The following is a 17,951-nucleotide window of genomic DNA, read 5'->3' on the forward strand; positions in this document are numbered from 1 at the left end:
CTGGAAATACGACCGCAGGCTGAGCGCGGGGCGCATATGGCGGCGCAACATGTGGGGCGCAAGGGGGAAATGTCAATGTGGGGCCAGATGCCGCTACATGCGTGGCGCCCCTGCCCGCTTTTCAGGCGCGGCTTGCCAGCGACAGCAGCCCGCCCGGCTGACGGCGGATGCGTCCTTCGAGTTCGAGATCGGTAAGCGCCGGCGACACGCGGTCGGAGGGCGCGGCGAGATCGCGGATAAGCTGGTCTTCGGCAAGAGGGGCGGGGCCGAGCCGCGCCAGGATCTCGCTGTGCAGCGCGGCGGTCTCGCGCAGGCTGCGGCGTTCCGGGGCGGCCTGCGGGACGGTGGGGGCACCTTCCGCCAGCGGCAGCTCAGGCTGCGGCGCGGCGGCGGCTGCCAGCGGGCCCAGCGCCTCGATCACATCTTCGGCATGGCGGACAAGCTGCGCGCCGTCGCGGATCAGGATGTTGCAGCCCCCGGCCCGCGCGTCGAGCGGATGGCCCGGCACCGCCAGCACCTCACGCCCCTGTTCGAGCGCGCAGCGCGCGGTGATCAGCGAGCCGGATTTCGCTGCCGCCTCGACCACCACACTGGCCCGCGCCATGCCCGAGACGATGCGGTTGCGCGCCGGGAAGTGCCGCGCCTGCGGCTGCATCCCCATCGGCATTTCCGAGACCAGCGCGCCGCCCTGCGCGCGGATCTGCTCTGCCAGCCGGGTGTTCTCCGAGGGGTAGAGCACATCGACGCCCCCCGCCAGCACCGCCACCGTACCGCTGTCGAGCGCGGCGAGATGCGCCGCCGCGTCGATGCCGCGCGCCAGCCCGGAGACCACGGTAAAGCCCGCCTGCCCCAGCCCCTGCGCCAGGGCGCGCGCCATGCGGGTGCCGAGCGACGAGGCATTGCGCGCGCCGACCAGCGCCACCATGGGTCGCGTCAGCGCCGCCGGGTCGCCCGTGACCCAAAGGAGCGGCGGCGGATCTGAGATATCGGAGAGCAGCGCGGGATAATCGGGCATGCCGCGAAAGACCGGCTGCGCGCCATGGGCGCGGGCGGCCTTGAGCTCGGCCAGAACCACGCCTTCGGAGCAGATCCGGTAGTCGTCGACCCCGGCGGCGGCGGCAACGCCGGGCAGCGCCTCGAGCGCCGCCTGTGCCATGCCGTGTTCGGACAAAAGCCGCCAGAACGTCGTGACCCCGACCCGACGAGAGCGCAAGAGACGGAGCCAGGACAGCCGATCGTCTTCCGTGGTGGGTGGGAGTGGGGGGTGAGTGGAAGAATAGCTGTTGCTGTCCTCGGTCATCCCTGAGCCCCATCTGCTTGCAGGGATATCTCTAGCCCGAGTTTCCTTAATCAGTGGTAAACCAACTCGGAAAATCCCCGGCCTGGGCCAAAAAACACTGCCCTCTTTAAAAAAGACCGCAAGCCCTCGGAACCGCGATCCGCGCGTCAATCCGCTGTTCGCCCAGCCAGAGGCCGGCGCAGGGCGGCGCCGTGTATCAAAGCCAGTATCGGCCCGATCAGCGCCACGGACCACAGATCCAGCACCTCCGCCCAGAATGCGCCGATCGCCAGGCCGGCCAGCGCCACACTGAGCCAGCCGGCCATACCGCATCGCATCATCACGTTGAGCAGGACAGCAAGCGGCAGATGACCCAGCCAGCTCATCAGGAACGACATGCCAAACAGCACGCCGAAGCTGCTCAGGACCATGCCCATATCAGGCGAGAGTAACGCGAGGGCCTCCCCCGCGCCGATCAGAATCATCCCCGCGAATGCAGCCGCAATCACTGTCAGCGCGAAAGCGCCAAGATGCCGCGACAGCCGGGCCCCGGGGCCCGGAACCGAACGCAGCGGATGCCAGCGGCGTTCAGGCCTGCGCACCGCCAACGGTCAGGCCCCCGATCATCACCGTCGGCTGGCCCACGCCCACCGGCACCCATTGCCCCTGCTTGCCGCAATTGCCCATGCCCGGATCGAGCACCATGTCGTTGCCGAGCGCGCGGATCTGTTGCAGCGCCGTGGCGCCGTCGCCGATCAGCGTGGCGCCCTTGACCGGGGCGCCGACCTTGCCGTTCTTCACCCGGTAGGCCTCGGTGCAGGAGAACACGAACTTGCCGTTGGTGATATCCACCTGACCGCCGCCGAAACCGACCGCCCAGATGCCGTCTTCAAGATCCGCGACGATATCGCCCGGATCGGTGTCGCCGCCCAGCATGTAAGTATTGGTCATGCGCGGCATCGGCGCATGGGCATAGCTTTCGCGGCGCCCGTTGCCGGTGGGCGTCACCCCCATCAGACGGGCGTTCTGCCGGTCCTGCATGTAGCCCACGAGCACGCCGTCCTCGATCAGCACGTTCTTTCCCGAAGGCGTGCCCTCGTCATCCACGGTGATCGAACCGCGCCGGTCGGGGATGGTGCCGTCGTCGAGAACCGTGACACCCGGCGCCGCGATGCGCTGCCCCATCAGCCCGGCAAAGGCCGAAGAGCCCTTGCGGTTGAAATCGCCCTCGAGCCCGTGGCCGATGGCCTCGTGCAGCAGGATGCCCGGCCAGCCCGGGCCAAGCACGATATCCATCACCCCCGCCGGCGCCGGCTCGGCACTCAGGTTGACCAGCGCGATGCGCAAAGCCTCGCGCGCCTTGCCCTGCCAGTCGGAAGGCTCAAGCAGCCCATCGAGCAGAAACCTCCCGCCGCCGGAGGCGCTGCCGGCCTCGCGGCGACCGTTCTCCTCGACGATCACGCTCACCGTGACGCGGGTCATCGGGCGCGTATCGGTGACCAGCGTGCCTTCGGGGCGCAGGATCGCCACCTCCTGACAGCTCGCGGCGATGGTGGCGGTGACCTGCACCACGCGCTTGTCGAGCCCGCGCGCATAGGCGTCGATCTCGCGCAGCGTGTCGATCTTGACCGGAAAGGTCTGCCCGGCGATGGGGTCGGCATCGGTATAGAGGGTGCGGTTGGTGCCCGCGGGCGGCGGCGCCAGCACACCGCCGCCATCGCCCACCGCCAGCCGCGCGGTTTCCGAGGCGCGCGCAATGGCGCGTTCCGACAGCTCGGTCGCATGCGCATAACCGGCGACCTCACCTTTCACCGCGCGCAGGCCGAATCCCTCGGATGCGTCGTAGCTCGCGGTCTTGATTCGCCCGTCATCGAGCACCAGCGCCTCGGCGCGGCGGCGTTCCAGGAACAGCTCTCCGTCCTCGGCGCCGTCCAGCGCCGTGCGCAGCTGCGCCAGCGTCCGGTCGCGATCCAGCGCTGTTTCAAAGGGGCGAAAGGGGGCTTCGGCCATGAGATACCTCGATTTATTTGATCCAGATCAAAAAAAGCGCCTTTTTGCCGCGCCAGACCTGCTTTATTTGATGCACGGATTGTGCTTTTTAAAGAGCGGAACTCAGAGGGGAGGAGGTCTCGCCCAGGCGCACCGCGCTGGATGTATCCTCCTGCGAACGAACAAGAACGACAACCGGATCAGGTGACACATGCGTAAGATTTCGATGCTGACGGGGCTTATGGCCAGCCTTCTGGCCGCGCCCGCCATCGCCCAGGACCTGGAAGTGGTGGGACGCCCGCATCAAGGTGGCCTGGGCTTCCAGCCCGCCGCGACAGAGCTGGCCCGCGACCTCCAATGGCTCGACGGCATGCTGCTCATCATCATCACGGCAATCACCCTGCTGGTGGTGGCACTGATGATCTTTGCCTTCATCCGCTTCAACCGCCGCGCCAACCCGACGCCGGCCAGCTTCACCCACAACACGCCGATCGAGGTGGCCTGGACCATCGGGCCGATCATCATCCTGGTGGTCATCGGCGCCTTCTCCCTGCCGGTGCTGTTCAAGCAGCAGGAGATCCCCGAGGGCGACGTGATCATCAAGGTGACGGGCTACCAGTGGTACTGGGGCTATGAATATGTCGGTCAGGAGCTGGCCTATGACAGCTACATGATCGGCCAGCCCTACACGCTGGAAGCCGAGGACGAAGAGGCCGGCGCCCAGGCCTATGTCTTCAGCCCGGCGATGGAAGCCAAACTCGAGCGCGCCGGCTATTCCAAGGACGACTGGCTGCTGGCCACCGACACCTCGGTCGTCGTGCCCGTGGGCGCCACCGTGGTGATGCAGGTCACCGGCGCCGACGTGATCCACTCCTGGACCATCCCCGCCTTCGGCGTGAAGCAAGACGCCGTGCCGGGCCGGATCGCCGAGCTGTGGTTCAATGCCGAGCGCGAGGGCGTCTATTTCGGCCAGTGTTCCGAGCTCTGCGGCATCTCGCACGCCTATATGCCGATCACCGTGAAGGTGGTCAGCCAGGAGGCCTATGACGCCTGGCTCGCCGCCTCGCAGGAAGACGGCGGCTATGTCGACGTCCGCCAGTTCCTGGCCAATTCCTGAACCTTCCCGGCGCGTCCCGCCCCGGGGCGCGCCACTGACGACCTGAAAGAGCCAAAGATCTTCGCATGACCGATCTCAGCACCAACACCACCGTCACCGCATCCCAGCCCGGCGAGGCACAGTTCGGCGACTATTTCGCCCTTCTGAAGCCCCGGGTGATGACGCTGGTGGTGTTCACGGCGCTGGTCGGTCTGCTGGCCGCGCCCACCCCCGTCCACCCGTTCATCGGCTTCTGCGCGATCCTGTTCATCGCCGTGGGCGGCGGCGCCTCGGGCGCGCTCAACATGTGGTGGGACGCCGATATCGACGCGGTGATGAAACGCACCGTCAAGCGCCCGATCCCCGCCGGCAGGGTACAGCCGCAGGAGGCGCTGGCCTTCGGTCTGGCGCTGTCGGTCTTCTCCTGCGTCTTCCTCGGCCTTGCCACCAACTGGCTGGCCGGTGGGCTGCTGGCCTTTACCATCTTCTTCTATGTCGTGATCTACACCATGTGGCTGAAGCGCTCGACGCCGCAGAACATCGTGATCGGCGGCGCCGCGGGCGCCTTCCCTCCGATGATCGGCTGGGCCGCGGCCACCGGCTCGGTGAGCGTCGAGGCGGTGCTGATGTTCTGCCTGACCTTCATGTGGACGCCGCCGCATTTCTGGGCGCTGGCGCTCTTCATGCGCTCCGATTACGACGATGCGGGCGTGCCGATGCTGACCGTGACCCACGGCCGCCGCGCCACCCGCGTGCATATCCTCGTCTATACCGTGCTGCTGGCGGCACTCGCCATCGGCACCGGCTTCACCGCCATCGGCGGGCCGGTCTATCTGGCCGTGGCGCTGGTGCTGAACGCGCTCTTCCTCAAGGGCGCCTGGGAGATCTTCCGCCGCGACGAAGCGGATTCGGAAGCGGACAATTTCAAAACCGAGAAACGCTTCTTCAAGCTCTCGCTGCTCTACCTCTTCGCGCATTTCGGCGCGATTCTGGCAGAGGCCGGGCTGGCGCAATTCGGGCTGGGAGGCTGGGCATGAGCATCGCCAAGCAACACGAGCTGCACAAACGCCGCTTTGGCCGCAATGTCGGGCTGGGGCTGGTGCTGGCGGCCTTCATCGTCATCGTTTTCGGCATGACCGTGGTGAAGGTGACCAACGGCAATTTCTCGGCGGCGCTTCAGGGCAACGCACAGGTGCAGAATGGCAACTGACGGCAAGAACAAGACGCTGCTCCAGCTGATCGGCGTGGTGGTCTTCATGGGCGCCATGGCCTGGGCGGCGGTGCCCTTCTATAACTGGTTCTGCCGGGTGACCGGCTTTGGCGGCACCACCAACGTGGCCGAGGGCCCTGCGGGCAAAATCCTCGACCGCACCATCAAGGTCCGCTTCGACGCCTCCAAGGCGCGCGGCTTCCCCTGGGAGTTCAAGCCGGCGCAGACAGAAATGACCCTGCGTATCGGCGAAGAGGGCCTGGCCTTTTACGAGGCTTACAACCCCACCGACCACCCGGTCGCCGGTCAGGCTGCCTACAATGTCTACCCCTATGAAGCCGGCGCCTTTTTCGACAAGATCGAATGCTTCTGCTTTACCGAGCAGGTGCTGATGCCGGGTGAGCGCGTGATGATGCCGGTGAGCTTTTTCGTCGATCCCGAGATCGTCGAGGACCGCGATGCGAAATACACCAAGCATATCACGCTGAGCTACACTTTCTACGAGATCGACCTGCCCGAAGAGGCGCAGGCCGCGCTCGATACCAAGACCGCGGACGAGAATTCCGTGAACTGAACGCCGATCCAACGAGGGAAACGAGATGGCGCACGCTAAAAACCACGATTACCACATTCTGAACCCCTCCATCTGGCCGTTCATGGCCGCGGTGGCGGCGTTCGTCATGCTGTTCGGCACCGTGCTCTGGTTCCATGGCAGCGGCCCCTGGATCTTCCTCGCGGGCTTTGTCGGCGTGCTCTACGTGATGTTCGGCTGGTGGTCCGACGTGATCGCCGAAAGCCGCGTCGGCGATCACACCCCGGTGGTGCAGATCGGCCTGAAATACGGCTTTATCCTGTTCATCATGTCCGAGGTGATGTTCTTCTTCGCCTGGTTCTGGTCGTTCTTCAAACACGCGCTCTATCCGATGGGCCCGAACTCGCCGGCGGTCGACGGCGTCTGGCCGCCCGCCGGGATCGAGACTTTCGACCCCTGGCACCTGCCGCTGATCAACACCATGATCCTGCTCTGCTCGGGCTGCGCAGCGACCTGGGCGCACCACGCGCTGGTGCATGAGAACAACCGCGAAGACATGAAATGGGGCCTGATCATCGCCATCGTTCTGGGCGCGATCTTCTCGGTCTTCCAGGCCTATGAGTACAGCCATGCGGCCTTTGGCTTCTCCGGCAACATCTATGGCGCCAACTTCTTCATGGCGACGGGTTTCCACGGCGCACATGTCATCATCGGCACGATCTTCCTCTTCGTCTGCCTGCTGCGGCTGATGAAGGGCGATTTCACGCCGACCAAGCATATCGGTTTCGAGGCTGCCGCCTGGTACTGGCACTTCGTCGATGTGGTGTGGCTCTTCCTCTTCGCCGCCGTCTATGTCTGGGGCGGCTGAGCTTCCTCGCGACAAGCGCAAAATAGAAAAGCGGGCCTTCATGGCCCGCTTTTTTGTTGGATCGAGGCTCCGGTGTGGTGGGCAGATTGCCCACCCTACGACGTTTTCACGATGTCTTTGAGAGGCTTCCGCCCGATCGGTGCGTGTAGGGTGGGCAATCTGCCCACCGCCCCCCGGACCGAACCTCTCAGAGCTGATCCACCAGCATCAATCGCTGCGCCAGCACCTGCACCTCGTCGAGCCAGCGCGTCACGAGTTTCGGATCCGACGGCGCCGCAGACACGCCCGGCGCGATCTCGCGGTTCAGCACCGCCTCGACCGCCAGCGATACCGGCACCGAGACCAGCCGCCCCATGGCATTGCCGCGCGCATCTCCCCAGGCATCCATCACCCAGGTCTTGTGCCAGACCGGCACACCGTCCTTCTCCGCCTTCAGCGAGACGCAGAGCACCACCCGGTCGGGTTCCCCCTCCTCATAGGCGTTGGCCTCCAGCAGCTCGCCCGCCAGCTTCGCCAGCGCCGCGTCATCCGCCGTCTCGACCGTCTCGAAGACATCCTTCCACGCCTCCGCCCAGCCATTCAGCCGCAGCGTGCCGCGCACGAATTCCTTCACCTTCCAGCCCGGCTCGAACCCATATTGCGCCATGAAGGGCAGCGAGTCGCGGTTGGGATAGACCTCGAAACTCTCCGGCGGGTCGAGCGGCGCGTCGTAGCGCCCCAGCGCCTCCCAGGGGCGCGACACCTCCAGCTCCGAGAACTGCCGGATCGAGCGCGACGGCGAACGCAGTGCCTTCAGCACCCCCACCGGCGCCCAGGAGAACTTGTAGCGAAACGCGTTGGCCTCTTTCGGCACGCCGCCGCAATAACTCACGAAGCTCAGCGCGTTCTCCGCGTCGAAAGCCTCCGACTCGCGATAGGCGCGCACCAGATCGTGGGCCATCAGGTGGTCGATCCCCGGGTCGAGACCGACCTCGTTGACCAGCGCCACGCCCGCCGCCCTGGCCTTGTCCTCCAGCGCCCGCATCTCCGGCGCGATATAGCTCGACGAGACGAAATGCGCGCCCTTGGCGATGGCAATCTCCGCCAGCGGCACATGCCAGTCGGCGGGCAGCATCGAAACCACCACATCGCCGGGCTGCACCGCCGCCTCGACCGCCTCGGGCGCAAAGGCGAGGATCCGGTTGGTCAGATCGCCCACCGCCTCGCGCGCCTTGGTCTCGGTGCGGTTCCACACCATGACATCGTGCCCGGCCTCGATCAGGCGTCGCAGCCCCGGGATCGAAGAAAGCCCCGTTCCGCACCAGTGAATCATGTCCCTGCCTCCGGTTTATGTTGTTCGAATGTCTCTCGGGCGCGGCCCCAGACGCCGTCCTCCAGCGCCTCCAGCCGCGTCAGCCAGGGCAGCAGCTGCCCGGCGAAATCCTCGCTGCTCTCCAGCGGCAGCAGCGAGGGCAGATTGTCGATCGCCATCACGTCGAGCGGCGGCTCCTCATGCACCCGCAGCACAGGCGCCTCCCAGCTCGTGGCGCGGTCATAGACCTTGACGGGCGAGAAATCGCTGTCGGGATCGCAGGCGATATCGCCGATCACGCTCAGCCGTCGCGCATCGCCCGGCGCCGAGGCCGGCACAAAGACCGGCGTGCCCGGCCGCGCCAGGATGCAGTTGAGAAAGAGCTCATGCTCCAGCACCTCCGGAAACGGCCCGCCATGGGCGGTCTCGGCCATGTCCCATTGCGTCACCCGCACGCCCATCTTCTCGCAGAGATCGCTGGCGCCGCTGCCGACGCGCCCCAGCGCACCGATCACCAGCGCCCGCGGCCGCTCGGCCCCCGCCGCCGCGTCGAGCGCGGCGCGCAGATCGGCCTCCATCTCCGGTGAGTTCGGCCAGACCGAGACCGGCGCGCAGATCCCGCCGGCGCGCTGCGCCGCCCAGGCAAAGAGCGACACCGCCGCCCCCGCATAGCCCGCCCAGTAGCCGAAGGCCGCCACCCGGCGGCCCTCGACATCCACCAGATATTCCAGATCGTAGAGCGCGCCGCCACCGGCGGCAAAGCGCCTGAGCAGCACCTGCCCCGCCGGCTGGCCCTTATAGGCATGGCCGAACATGATGTGCCGGTGCACCAGCGGCGTGCCGTCCTCCGGCAGCTCCTTCAGCCCGAAGATCAGCGCCTCGCGCGGCGCCTGCGGCCAGCTGCCCTCGGGCGCGATCTCCGCCCCGGCGTCGCGATAGGCACCAATGCCGATCACCCGGCTGCGGCTCTCCTCCACCGTCACGCGCATGCCCTGCGCCACCAGCTCGGCAACGCCCCGGGGCGTGATGCCCACGCGATCCTCGTTCGGGCGCTGTTCGGCGCGCACCCACAGATGTGTCATGCTGTCTCCCGCTCTGTCCGGCGCCACGCTACCCCAGCGCGCCCGGGGGTGAAACCCAGGGCTCAGAGATGGGAGCGGGCTGCGGCCCTTTCGGCCCCTTCCAGATGCGGCACCGCGTTGAAAAGCGTCAGCGCCAGCCCGGTGGCCAGCGGCTGGAACCGGTGCAGCGAGCTGTTCTCGACCGACAGGCAGGCATGCGCCAGCGCCCCCATCCCGAGCCCCATGGTGGCGCGCATGGCAAAACCGATAACCCCGCCGGAGGTCACCACCACCGCGCGCCCCTCGCCGGCGGCGATCTCGTGCAGCGCATCCGAAACCCGCGCCTCGAAATCGGCAAAGCTCTCGGGTGCGCCCTCCAGCCCGCCCTCGCGCCAGACGGTGAAAAGCCGCGGCATGTGCAGGATGAACCCGGCGCGATCCACCGGGATCGCGACCCCGTGCTGCTCGGCAAAGAGCTGCGCCATGGTGAAATATTCCAGCTCGTTGAAGCGCGCATCGCGCGACACGTCGAGCCCAAGATCCATTTCCTCGGCGGTCTGGCGATGCCGGGTCAGCGTGCCGCTATAGGCCCGGGCAAAACGCTCGCCGGTGCCGCGCAGATGCGCCCCCAGCCAGCGCGCCTGCTGCCGCCCCAGATCGCTCAGCCTGTCATATGAGATCTCGTCGCGCGCGCCGGTATTGGCCTGACCGTGGCGCACCAGAGTGACATGGGACATCCACCACCTTCCTTTCCACCGCCTCTTACGAAGCGCGGGCGGAAATGAAAAGTGCCACGCAGCCCTTTCATCTTTCCGGCAAATACTCCCACGCCGCCCCCGCCACGGGCCGAACGCATATACGGCGCAGCAGACACCGCCACGAGCGCCTGCCGCCGCCTGACGCCGGAGGCGTCGGGCGGCTTGCCCTGTGCCGCGTCAGCGGCGCCGCCAGATCAGGCCGCGCCGCCCTGCTGGCGCTCGATCCAGGCGCGCATCTCCTCGGCCTCGTGGCGCGCCTCGCGCAGCCCCTCCATCGCCGCAGACAGCTCCGCCTCGGTCTGTGCCAGCTGGTTGGTCAGCTCCGCCTCGCGCTGTTGCAGGTAGGTGATCGCCTGATCGCGGGTCTCCTCGGCCTCGTGCAGCTCCTGGCTCATGCGCTCCAGCTGATCCACATCCGCCTGGCTGATCCGCTTGAAACGATGCACCAGCCAGTTGGCGAACCAGCCCATGCAGAAGGCCACAAAGAGAATGATCGCCGTGGCGATCACGAATTCCGTCCTGTTCATTCCCCTGCCCCTTCTTCTTCCACGCCGTCGGCCTCCGTATCGCCTTCCCCGGCGGCCTCTTCAAGCTCTTCCAGCGTGGTCTGCACCTCCGGCACCGGCTCGGGTCGGATGAGCTTGAACTCGATACGGCGATTGGCCTCGCGTCCCGCCTCGGTGCCATTGTCGGCGATGGGCAGCTCCTCGCCGTAACCGGTCACGCGATAGGAGGCGGTCAGCACCCTGCGGTTACGCAGCGCATCCAGCACCGCCTGCGCACGATCCTGGCTGAGCGCCTGGTTCATCGACTCGCGGCCCTGGCTGTCGGTATGGCCCTGAATCTCCAGCGGGATGTCGCCGCAAAGTTTCAACAGCTCGGCGATGTCGTCCATCACATCCTTGGCGGAGGCATCGAGATTGGCCGAGCCCGGCTCGAAGGTGATCTTGCGGTCGCCGATGATCTCGACGATCTGCGCCTCGCATTCCTCGGGCGTCGGGATGCCCAGCGTCGGGTCGAGTTTCTCCTGATAGGTGACGTCGATCTCGACCTCCGCCGCTTCACCCAGCTTGTCCGAGAGCAGACCCGCGATCTCGTCGGCCGCGTCGGCATTGCCGGTATTGCCCGCCACCGACACCAGATCCGGCGTCACCCGCACCACACCGTTCGACAGCTCACCCAGCGCCTCCAGCCCCGCCAGCACCCGCGCCGACCAGCCCGAGGGCAGCGTGTCGTCGACCCGCGCGGCGGTATAGACCGACTCAGAGGTGAAGAGCGCACGGGCGAAACTGTCGGCGGTCTGACGCGAAATCTCAGACTGCACCCGCCCACGCAGCTGCACCGAGCCCTCGGGGCTCAGCGTCGCGGTGAATTCCGGCGGGCCCTGATCGCTTTCTTCGGGAATTTCCGGAAGCACGGCCTTCAGCGCGAAAACCTCCGGAAGCCCGCTTTCCAGCTCGCCCACGACGCGGTCGAAGAGACCCGGATCGGTGCCCTCGGGCGCCAGCAGCGCCACATCGGCATTGGAGATTGTGACCGCGCCGCCGCCCAGATCCTGCACCGCGCCGATGGCCAGTACCGCCGCGTCGCCCCAGCGCCGCGTCGGCACCCCCAGCCCCAGCCGGCAGTTTGCGCCATCCGCAACACCGGCCTCCTCCGCCGCCGCAAGGATGCGGGTGCGGGCCTCTTCGGTATCGGCGGAACAGGCGTCGAAGCGCCCCCCCTCCTCGTCGATGAGAAAGCGCAGGATGAACGGGGTGATCACCGGGCGCGGCGCCGAGAGATCGAGCGCCAGCTCCACCCCGTCGGGCACCCGGCGTTCGAGATCGGCAAGCAGCCGGCGGCGCGCTTCCTCGCTGTCGGTCATCGCCTTGATCGCAACCGCGCCGGCACCGACCGACACCTTGGAGCGCGGCAGGTCGCGCAGTACTCGGGAGCCGAAGCGCATGGCCTCAGACCAGCCCTCGGGTGCGGGAAAATCCGCCACTTCCAGCAGGTCGGACACCTCGCCCTCGTCGCCGGCGAGATCGGCGAAGCTCTCGATCAGGGTCTCGCGGTCCATAGCGGCGGGGATCAGCCCGATCACCGAGATGCCTTCGTCATTGCGCAGGATCTCGACGGAAAAGCGCGGCGGCTTGATGTCGTCGGCATCGGCGACGAGCATCTGGTCGATCACCCGTGCCGAATCCACCACGGTGCCGGCAACGGTCACCGCCTGGAAGCGCGCCGCCTCGTCCGGAGCCTCGCCGATCAGGAAGACCTGAAGCCCGTTCACATCGACCTCGGCCCAGTCGAGCTCTGCCAGATCCAGCGCCGTCTCGACCCCGGCGCGCGAGCTGTCTTCCACGAGGCGTAACGCAAACACGGCGGCGAGAAGACAGAGACAGGCGGCAGCCAGAAGGGTCGCGGCGGGGATGGCGAGTTTGGACAGGCGCATCGGCCTCGGCTTCCTTTTTGTTGTTGTTGCGGGGTCTGATACGCGCCGCAACGGCATCGCGCAATCAGGCGAGCAACGCAGCGGCGAAAAACAGCACAGGCAAAAGCCCCGCATCGCGGTTGGCGCGGAACAGCATCAGCAGGCGGTCATTGTCGTTCACGTCGAGCCGGCGCAGCTGCCAGAGCATGTGCCAGCCCATGGCCCAGGGCCCACCGATAAGGATCACCAGTTGCAGGATCTCGCCACGCGGGGCGGCGGCGATGATCGCCAGCCCCATGAGCGCGATACTGACCACCAGGAACCGGGCGAGCCACTTCGGCGTGGCATCATCGCCAAAGAGCCGCGCGGTGGATTTGACGCCGATCAGCGCGTCGTCCTCCTTGTCCTGATGGGCGTAGATCGTGTCGTAGAACAGCGTCCAAGCCATGCCGGAGAGATAGAGCAGCACCGCCGGCAGGCCGAGCGAGCCGCTATGGGCCGTCCAGGCCAGCAGCGCGCCCCAGTTGAAGGCGATGCCGAGAAAGACCTGCGGCCACCAGGTGAAACGCTTGGCGAAGGGATAGATCGCCACCGGCAGCAGCGACAGCACGCCGAGCGCGATGGCCATGGGCGGGAAAGTCAGCAGGATCGCGAAGGACACCAGCGCCTGCGCCGCCGTCCAGGCCAGCGCCTGTTTCGCCGAGACCCGCCCCGAGGGAATCGGCCGCGAGGCGGTGCGCGCCACCGATCCGTCGATATGCCGGTCTGTGATGTCGTTCCAGGTACAGCCTGCGCCGCGCATCAGAAAGGCGCCGATGCCGCAGCCAGCAAAGATCCACAGATCGAACCAGGAGGCGCGCCCGTCATGCACCATCGACAGTAAGAGCCCCCACCAGCAGGGCAGCAGCAGCAGCCATGTGCCGATGGGCCGGTCGGCGCGGGAAAGCCGCAGATAGGGGCGGAACCAGGCCGGTGCCCAGTGATCGACCCAATTGCCGCGGACGGCGTCCGCGACCTGGCCCTCTGCCTCTGGCGTTGTTCCGTGCTGGCTCATATGGTGCGCCTCATGACTGCGAAGGTTCGCCTGTTTGTAGATCACCCGCTGGGCGCGGGACAACCTGTCCCGCTGACGCGGGAGCAGGCACATTATCTCTTTTCCGTGATGCGGCTGGGCGCCGGGGCCGCAATCCTGCTCTTCAACGGGCAGGACGGCGAGTGGCGCGCGGAGATTTCCGAGGCCGGCAAGCGCGGCGGCGCGGCTGTCTGCGCGGAACGGACGCGGGCGCAGGAGATGCCGCCGGATCTGTGGCTGCTGTTTGCGCCGATCAAGAAGGCGCGCACCGATTTCATCGTGGAAAAGGCGGTGGAGCTGGGGGTGCGGCGGATCCTGCCGGTGCAGACTCAGTTTACCAATTCCGAGCGCATCCGGCAGGATCGGTTGCAGGCGCATGCGGTTGAGGCGGCGGAACAATGCGGCGCCTGTTTCGTGCCCGAGGTGACCGAGCTCGCGCGACTTGACCGGCTGCTGACGGAGTGGCCGGCGGAGCGGGCGCTGCTCTTTTGCGACGAGGCCGAGGCGGGCAGCCGCTCCTCCGCCCTTGCGGGCGTCCTCGCCCCGGCGGCGGTGCTGATCGGGCCGGAGGGCGGGTTCTCCGAGCCCGAGCGCGCCCGGCTCGGGGCGATGGACCAGACCCGGGTGATCGCGCTCGGGCCGCGCATCCTGCGCGCCGACACGGCGGCGGTGGCGGCGCTGACGCTGTGGCAGGCCACGAACGGGGACTGGGCATGAGCCTCGTGCGGCCCGAAGTCCGGTCAGCGCTATCACAATGGCGCGAGGCGCTATACGGCGCGGGCGTGCTGGCGCTGGGGCTCTACTGGGCGTTTTTCACCGGCGGCGGGCTGTTGCACTGGGTGGGCTATGTGGTCGCCGCCGCCGGCGCGCTGCTGCTGATCGCCGGGCTCCAGCGCGGGCGCTTCCGCATGGGCGGCGGCGGGCCCGGCATTGTGCAGGTGATCGAGGGCCGCATCAGCTATTTCGGCCCGCTGACCGGCGGCGCCGCCGATCTCGACACGCTCACCGCCCTCACCCTCGACCGTCGCGGCAAACCGGCGCATTGGCTGCTGCACCGGCCCGACGAGCCGCCGCTCGCCATCCCGCTCAACGCCGAAGGGGCGGATGCGCTCTTCGATGCGTTTGCCACCCTGCCCGGCCTGCCGACCGAACGCATGCTCACCGAGATGCACCGTGCGTCGCGGCACTCGGTGACCATCTGGGAGGCGCCTTTGCGCGAGTCCACACACCTCCGTCTGCATTGACAAGGCAGACCATTCCGCCCATGCCTGACCTTCAAAGCGACAGGCCAAGACAATCGGAGCGCCCTCATGTCCATCCCTCAATCCGGCGGCGGCCCGATCGAAAGCCACGCGCAGCTCGCGGACTACCTGGCCGCCGGCTGCAAGCCGAAAGCCGACTGGCGCATCGGCACCGAGCACGAGAAATTCGGCTATCTCACCGACACCCACGCGCCGCTGCCCTATGACGGGCCGCGCTCGATCCGCGCGGTTCTGGAAGGGCTGCGCGACCGCTACGGCTGGGAGCCGGTCAGCGAGGGCGGGCATATCATCGGGCTCGAAAAGGACGGCGCCAATGTCTCGCTGGAGCCCGGCGGTGCGCTGGAGCTTTCGGGCGCGCCGCTCGAGACCATCCACCAGACCTGCGACGAGGTGAACGAGCATCTGCGCGAAGTGAAATGCGTCGCCGACGAGATCGGCGTGGGCTTTATCGGGCTCGGCGCCGCGCCGGACTGGATGCATGACGAGATGCCGCTGATGCCCAAGGGGCGCTACAAGCTGATGGATGCCTATATGGGCACGGTCGGCACCACCGGCACGACGATGATGCGGCGCACCTGCACCGTGCAGGTGAATCTCGATTTCGGCTCCGAGGCCGATATGGTGAAAAAGATGCGCGTGGCGCTGGCGCTGCAACCGGTGGCGACCGCGCTTTTTGCCAACTCGCCGTTTTTCGAGGGCAAGCCCAACGGCATGAAGAGCTACCGCTCTTATGTCTGGCGCAATCTCGACGCGGCGCGCACCGGCATGCTGCCCTTTGTCTTCGACGAGGGGTTCGGCTTTGAGGCCTACGCGGAATACGCGCTCGATGTGCCGATGTATTTCGTCTATCGCGACGGCAAGTATATCGACGCGCTGGGGATGTCCTTCCGCGATTTCCTCAAGGGCGAGTTGCCCGCGCTGCCCGGCGAGAAACCGACCCTGTCGGACTGGGCCGACCATCTCACGACGATCTTCCCCGAGGCGCGGCTGAAGAAATTCATCGAGATGCGCGGTGCCGATGGCGGGCCGTGGCGGCGGCTTTGCGCGCTGCCGGCCTTCTGGGTCGGGCTGACCTACGATCAGGGCGCACTGGATGCGGCCTGGGATCTGGTCAAGGACTGGGACGCGGAGACCCGCGAGGGGCTGCGCGTGGCGGCCTCGGAACAGGCGCTTCAGGCGGAGGTGAACGGCATCGGCATGCACGATCTCGCGCGGCAGACGCTGGAGATCGCCGAGGCCGGGCTCAAGGCGCGCGCCTGCCCCGGCGCTGGCGGGCTTCTGCCCGACGAGACGCATTTCCTCAACGCGCTCAAGGAGAGCGTGGAGACCGGCAAGGTCGCCGCCGACGAGCTGCTGGAGCATTATCACGGCGACTGGAACGGCGACCTGAGCCGGATCTACAGCCAGTACAGCTACTGAGCGCAGCCTATCTGCGTCGTCCGGGCCAGCCCTGCGGCCCGGAGCAGCTTTCTGCCGTGCTCAGGCGGAGGCGCGGCGCGAAACGTTGCGCTTGAAATACTCATGCACTTCCTGCTTGCGGCGGGCGATCTCTTCCGGCGATGGCTCGGCTTCGGCCTGAAGCAGCACCGCATAGGAATCGAGTGCGCTCGGCCGATGTCCCCGCGTCCGGCGCGCGGAAGCGGCGTCGCCGCGCTCCGCATCGTCGCGGGCACGCGGCTTCATCCGGCCACGCGGCTGACCCCAGGCGTTTTCTCGCGGCTCGGAGGGCAGAGACAGCAGCAGGATGTAGATCAGCCCGCCAACCATCGGCGCCAGCATCACGAGCGCCCAGAACCCGGAGCGTCCGGTATCGTGCAGGCGGCGGATGCCCACGGAGATATTCGGCACAAGCGTCAGCAGCGACAACAGCGGCGTCCAGTAGGAGAACGGGTTCAGCGGCGGAAGCCCACCCGCCTCGCTCACTCGCATCACCGTCATCGCATCGGCAACCCCTGCCGCGATCATCGCCAGCCCGATGACGAGGGCCGGCCACCAGTATTCCGAGCGCGTCGCCCGGGCGTTCAATGTCAGTGCGTTGAAAAGATAGGATTCGAAGGCGGAGATGGGGCCGTACATGACGATGTCTCTATGTGGATGGCAAAGCGGTTGCGCAGAAGGCTCGCGCGGTGCGAAGGCCGAAATGCGGCGCAAGCAGGACCTTTTCGCGGGCGGGCATTGTTTTGCGTCTCATGCAGCGCGACGCCGAGACAGGCCAGCGATTGCAGCGCTGCGGTCCTCTGCGAGTACGACGGTATTGGGGGGAGTTAAGTACCTCGGCGCCACGCACTGGGTGGGGGCTGAAACGGCGTGACGCCGAGGGAAGCCATATGCAGCTACCCTCTCTGTATCGCCCTGCATTCGGGCGGAATTGTGATCTGTTGGTGTTCATCCTACGGCAATCGCACAGCGCCGCCGGTGCGTGGAAAAACGCACAAAACCCGCGCGGGGCGGGTGACGGGGAAGCGGTGGATTTGGGGGGAAGTACCTCGGCGCCACACACTGGGTGGGGGCTGAAATGGCGTGGCGCCGAGGGAAGCTATATGCAGCTACCCTCTCTGTATCGCCCTGCAATCGGGCGGCAATGAGATGGGAATGCGGCGGTTTCGGGGAATTCCAGTCAATCATGCCAGAGAGACATTATCCAGTGCCGCCGCCGGCGTGATCGGCGCGGCGCATGTGAATCTCCAGCCGGTTGCAACCCTCTGTCCGGCGATAGGAGAGATGGCTTGCCAGACGCCGGATAAGATACCAGCCGAAGCCGCCTTCCGGCAGATCCCCGCAGACATCCGGATCGACAGGGGCGCCGGCGGGCAGCCGGTGCCCCGGCATGGCGCCGCCGCTGTCGCGGATCACCAGATCGGCACGGCCCGCCGTCGCGTCGAGCGCGAGTTGAATGCGCCCGTCCGGCGCACCGCCATAGGCATGCTCGACAATATTGTTCAGCGCTTCCGCCAGGACGAGCTCCACCGTGCCGCGGGTCTCCGCATCCCAGCCGATGCCGTCCAGCGCCCGCGCCACGCGCTCGAGCGCGCCGCGCACCTCCACCGGCGTGCTGGCGAAGTCGAACGCGAGCGCGAGCGCGAGTGTCGGGCCCTGGTCTGGCATGTCGGGCATCGC

The 17,951-nt window shown here is 67.0% G+C and carries 19 protein-coding genes; 8 read left to right on the top strand and 11 right to left on the bottom strand.

Going from position 1 to position 17,951, the window contains the following annotated elements:
- Window positions 1–121: 121 nt before the first annotated feature.
- From dprA to tldD, 3 genes are all read right to left on the bottom strand, one after another.
- Entirely contained in the window at window positions 122–1,300 is a 1,179-nt protein-coding gene (gene dprA, locus I6N89_RS09325; RefSeq protein WP_207018095.1) for a DNA-processing protein DprA, read from the bottom strand.
- 146 nt (window positions 1,301–1,446) lie between these two features.
- Window positions 1,447–1,887, bottom strand: coding sequence for a hypothetical protein (locus tag I6N89_RS09330; protein ID WP_207018097.1), 441 nt, complete (start codon window positions 1,885–1,887; stop codon window positions 1,447–1,449).
- Entirely contained in the window at window positions 1,868–3,289 is a 1,422-nt protein-coding gene (gene tldD, locus I6N89_RS09335; protein WP_207018099.1) for a metalloprotease TldD, read from the bottom strand. The genes I6N89_RS09330 and tldD overlap by 20 nt, the downstream gene beginning before the upstream one ends.
- Window positions 3,290–3,479: 190 nt before the next feature.
- Here tldD and coxB point away from each other — a divergent pair, with 190 nt between their 5' ends.
- The 5 genes from coxB to I6N89_RS09360 all read left to right on the top strand — a co-directional run bounded on the left by coxB (window position 3,480) and on the right by I6N89_RS09360 (window position 6,974).
- Window positions 3,480–4,385 carry a cytochrome c oxidase subunit II gene (gene coxB, locus I6N89_RS09340; protein ID WP_207018101.1) on the top strand — a complete coding sequence of 302 codons (906 nt, stop codon included), beginning with the start codon at window positions 3,480–3,482 and terminating at the stop codon, window positions 4,383–4,385.
- Between the two features lie 65 nt (window positions 4,386–4,450).
- Window positions 4,451–5,401: a heme o synthase gene (gene cyoE, locus I6N89_RS09345; RefSeq protein WP_207018103.1), complete on the top strand. Its 951-nt coding sequence runs from the start codon at window positions 4,451–4,453 to the stop codon at window positions 5,399–5,401.
- Window positions 5,398–5,574 carry a hypothetical protein gene (locus I6N89_RS09350; protein WP_207018104.1) on the top strand — a complete coding sequence of 59 codons (177 nt, stop codon included), beginning with the start codon at window positions 5,398–5,400 and terminating at the stop codon, window positions 5,572–5,574. Before cyoE ends, I6N89_RS09350 begins: the two co-directional genes overlap by 4 nt.
- A complete protein-coding gene (locus I6N89_RS09355) occupies window positions 5,564–6,148 on the top strand; it encodes a cytochrome c oxidase assembly protein (protein ID WP_207018106.1) in 585 nt (194 codons plus the stop codon). The genes I6N89_RS09350 and I6N89_RS09355 overlap by 11 nt, the downstream gene beginning before the upstream one ends.
- A gap of 25 nt (window positions 6,149–6,173) precedes the next feature.
- Window positions 6,174–6,974 carry a cytochrome c oxidase subunit 3 gene (locus tag I6N89_RS09360; protein WP_207018108.1) on the top strand — a complete coding sequence of 267 codons (801 nt, stop codon included), beginning with the start codon at window positions 6,174–6,176 and terminating at the stop codon, window positions 6,972–6,974.
- A gap of 187 nt (window positions 6,975–7,161) precedes the next feature.
- Here I6N89_RS09360 and I6N89_RS09365 read toward each other — a convergent pair whose 3' ends face one another.
- The 6 genes from I6N89_RS09365 to ubiA all read right to left on the bottom strand — a co-directional run bounded on the left by I6N89_RS09365 (window position 7,162) and on the right by ubiA (window position 13,554).
- Window positions 7,162–8,286 (bottom strand): saccharopine dehydrogenase C-terminal domain-containing protein, encoded by a 1,125-nt coding sequence (locus I6N89_RS09365; RefSeq protein WP_207018109.1) that lies wholly within the window; start codon window positions 8,284–8,286, stop codon window positions 7,162–7,164.
- Window positions 8,283–9,347, bottom strand: coding sequence for a saccharopine dehydrogenase (locus I6N89_RS09370; RefSeq protein WP_207018110.1), 1,065 nt, complete (start codon window positions 9,345–9,347; stop codon window positions 8,283–8,285). The genes I6N89_RS09365 and I6N89_RS09370 overlap by 4 nt, the downstream gene beginning before the upstream one ends.
- Window positions 9,348–9,409: 62 nt before the next feature.
- The gene (locus I6N89_RS09375) at window positions 9,410–10,063 is read right to left on the bottom strand and encodes a histidine phosphatase family protein (protein ID WP_207018112.1); all 654 of its coding nucleotides are present in this window, start codon (window positions 10,061–10,063) and stop codon (window positions 9,410–9,412) included.
- A 215-nt stretch (window positions 10,064–10,278) separates the two neighbouring features.
- Window positions 10,279–10,611, bottom strand: a complete 333-nt coding sequence (locus I6N89_RS09380) for a hypothetical protein (protein WP_076696187.1) — start codon at window positions 10,609–10,611, stop codon at window positions 10,279–10,281.
- Window positions 10,608–12,521: an OmpA family protein gene (locus tag I6N89_RS09385; protein WP_207018114.1), complete on the bottom strand. Its 1,914-nt coding sequence runs from the start codon at window positions 12,519–12,521 to the stop codon at window positions 10,608–10,610. The genes I6N89_RS09380 and I6N89_RS09385 overlap by 4 nt, the downstream gene beginning before the upstream one ends.
- Before the next feature lie 64 nt (window positions 12,522–12,585).
- A complete protein-coding gene (gene ubiA, locus I6N89_RS09390) occupies window positions 12,586–13,554 on the bottom strand; it encodes a 4-hydroxybenzoate octaprenyltransferase (RefSeq protein WP_207018116.1) in 969 nt (322 codons plus the stop codon).
- A gap of 12 nt (window positions 13,555–13,566) precedes the next feature.
- Here ubiA and I6N89_RS09395 point away from each other — a divergent pair, with 12 nt between their 5' ends.
- The 3 genes from I6N89_RS09395 to I6N89_RS09405 all read left to right on the top strand — a co-directional run bounded on the left by I6N89_RS09395 (window position 13,567) and on the right by I6N89_RS09405 (window position 16,253).
- The gene (locus I6N89_RS09395) at window positions 13,567–14,289 is read left to right on the top strand and encodes a 16S rRNA (uracil(1498)-N(3))-methyltransferase (RefSeq protein WP_207018118.1); all 723 of its coding nucleotides are present in this window, start codon (window positions 13,567–13,569) and stop codon (window positions 14,287–14,289) included.
- Window positions 14,286–14,816: a hypothetical protein gene (locus I6N89_RS09400; RefSeq protein WP_207018120.1), complete on the top strand. Its 531-nt coding sequence runs from the start codon at window positions 14,286–14,288 to the stop codon at window positions 14,814–14,816. Before I6N89_RS09395 ends, I6N89_RS09400 begins: the two co-directional genes overlap by 4 nt.
- A gap of 66 nt (window positions 14,817–14,882) precedes the next feature.
- Complete coding sequence (locus tag I6N89_RS09405) at window positions 14,883–16,253, top strand: glutamate--cysteine ligase (RefSeq protein WP_207018123.1); 1,371 nt, start codon at window positions 14,883–14,885, stop codon at window positions 16,251–16,253.
- 60 nt (window positions 16,254–16,313) lie between these two features.
- On the opposite strand, the gene I6N89_RS09410 is transcribed toward I6N89_RS09405, so the two are convergent.
- Both I6N89_RS09410 and I6N89_RS09415 read right to left on the bottom strand, forming a co-directional pair.
- Window positions 16,314–16,910: a DUF805 domain-containing protein gene (locus I6N89_RS09410; RefSeq protein ID WP_207018125.1), complete on the bottom strand. Its 597-nt coding sequence runs from the start codon at window positions 16,908–16,910 to the stop codon at window positions 16,314–16,316.
- Window positions 16,911–17,471: 561 nt separating this feature from the next.
- A complete protein-coding gene (locus tag I6N89_RS09415; RefSeq protein ID WP_207018126.1) occupies window positions 17,472–17,948 on the bottom strand; it encodes an ATP-binding protein in 477 nt (158 codons plus the stop codon).
- Window positions 17,949–17,951: the final 3 nt, after the last annotated feature.

It is taken from the genome of Salipiger abyssi, from assembly GCF_017311415.1.
GTDB classification, from domain to species: domain Bacteria; phylum Pseudomonadota; class Alphaproteobacteria; order Rhodobacterales; family Rhodobacteraceae; genus Salipiger; species Salipiger abyssi_A.

What these genes read in the sequence shown, in the direction of transcription:
- dprA (WP_207018095.1), bottom strand. Translation starts at nt 1,300, where the DNA reads ATGACCGAGGACAGCAACAGCTATTCTTCCACTCACCCCCCACTCCCA.
- tldD (WP_207018099.1), bottom strand. Translation starts at nt 3,289, where the DNA reads ATGGCCGAAGCCCCCTTTCGCCCCTTTGAAACAGCGCTGGATCGCGAC.
- coxB (WP_207018101.1), top strand. Translation starts at nt 3,480, where the DNA reads ATGCGTAAGATTTCGATGCTGACGGGGCTTATGGCCAGCCTTCTGGCC.
- cyoE (WP_207018103.1), top strand. Translation starts at nt 4,451, where the DNA reads ATGACCGATCTCAGCACCAACACCACCGTCACCGCATCCCAGCCCGGC.
- I6N89_RS09350 (WP_207018104.1), top strand. Translation starts at nt 5,398, where the DNA reads ATGAGCATCGCCAAGCAACACGAGCTGCACAAACGCCGCTTTGGCCGC.
- I6N89_RS09355 (WP_207018106.1), top strand. Translation starts at nt 5,564, where the DNA reads ATGGCAACTGACGGCAAGAACAAGACGCTGCTCCAGCTGATCGGCGTG.
- I6N89_RS09360 (WP_207018108.1), top strand. Translation starts at nt 6,174, where the DNA reads ATGGCGCACGCTAAAAACCACGATTACCACATTCTGAACCCCTCCATC.
- I6N89_RS09365 (WP_207018109.1), bottom strand. Translation starts at nt 8,286, where the DNA reads ATGATTCACTGGTGCGGAACGGGGCTTTCTTCGATCCCGGGGCTGCGA.
- I6N89_RS09370 (WP_207018110.1), bottom strand. Translation starts at nt 9,347, where the DNA reads ATGACACATCTGTGGGTGCGCGCCGAACAGCGCCCGAACGAGGATCGC.
- I6N89_RS09375 (WP_207018112.1), bottom strand. Translation starts at nt 10,063, where the DNA reads ATGTCCCATGTCACTCTGGTGCGCCACGGTCAGGCCAATACCGGCGCG.
- I6N89_RS09380 (WP_076696187.1), bottom strand. Translation starts at nt 10,611, where the DNA reads ATGAACAGGACGGAATTCGTGATCGCCACGGCGATCATTCTCTTTGTG.
- I6N89_RS09385 (WP_207018114.1), bottom strand. Translation starts at nt 12,521, where the DNA reads ATGCGCCTGTCCAAACTCGCCATCCCCGCCGCGACCCTTCTGGCTGCC.
- ubiA (WP_207018116.1), bottom strand. Translation starts at nt 13,554, where the DNA reads ATGAGCCAGCACGGAACAACGCCAGAGGCAGAGGGCCAGGTCGCGGAC.
- I6N89_RS09395 (WP_207018118.1), top strand. Translation starts at nt 13,567, where the DNA reads ATGACTGCGAAGGTTCGCCTGTTTGTAGATCACCCGCTGGGCGCGGGA.
- I6N89_RS09400 (WP_207018120.1), top strand. Translation starts at nt 14,286, where the DNA reads ATGAGCCTCGTGCGGCCCGAAGTCCGGTCAGCGCTATCACAATGGCGC.
- I6N89_RS09405 (WP_207018123.1), top strand. Translation starts at nt 14,883, where the DNA reads ATGTCCATCCCTCAATCCGGCGGCGGCCCGATCGAAAGCCACGCGCAG.
- I6N89_RS09410 (WP_207018125.1), bottom strand. Translation starts at nt 16,910, where the DNA reads ATGTACGGCCCCATCTCCGCCTTCGAATCCTATCTTTTCAACGCACTG.
- I6N89_RS09415 (WP_207018126.1), bottom strand. Translation starts at nt 17,948, where the DNA reads ATGCCCGACATGCCAGACCAGGGCCCGACACTCGCGCTCGCGCTCGCG.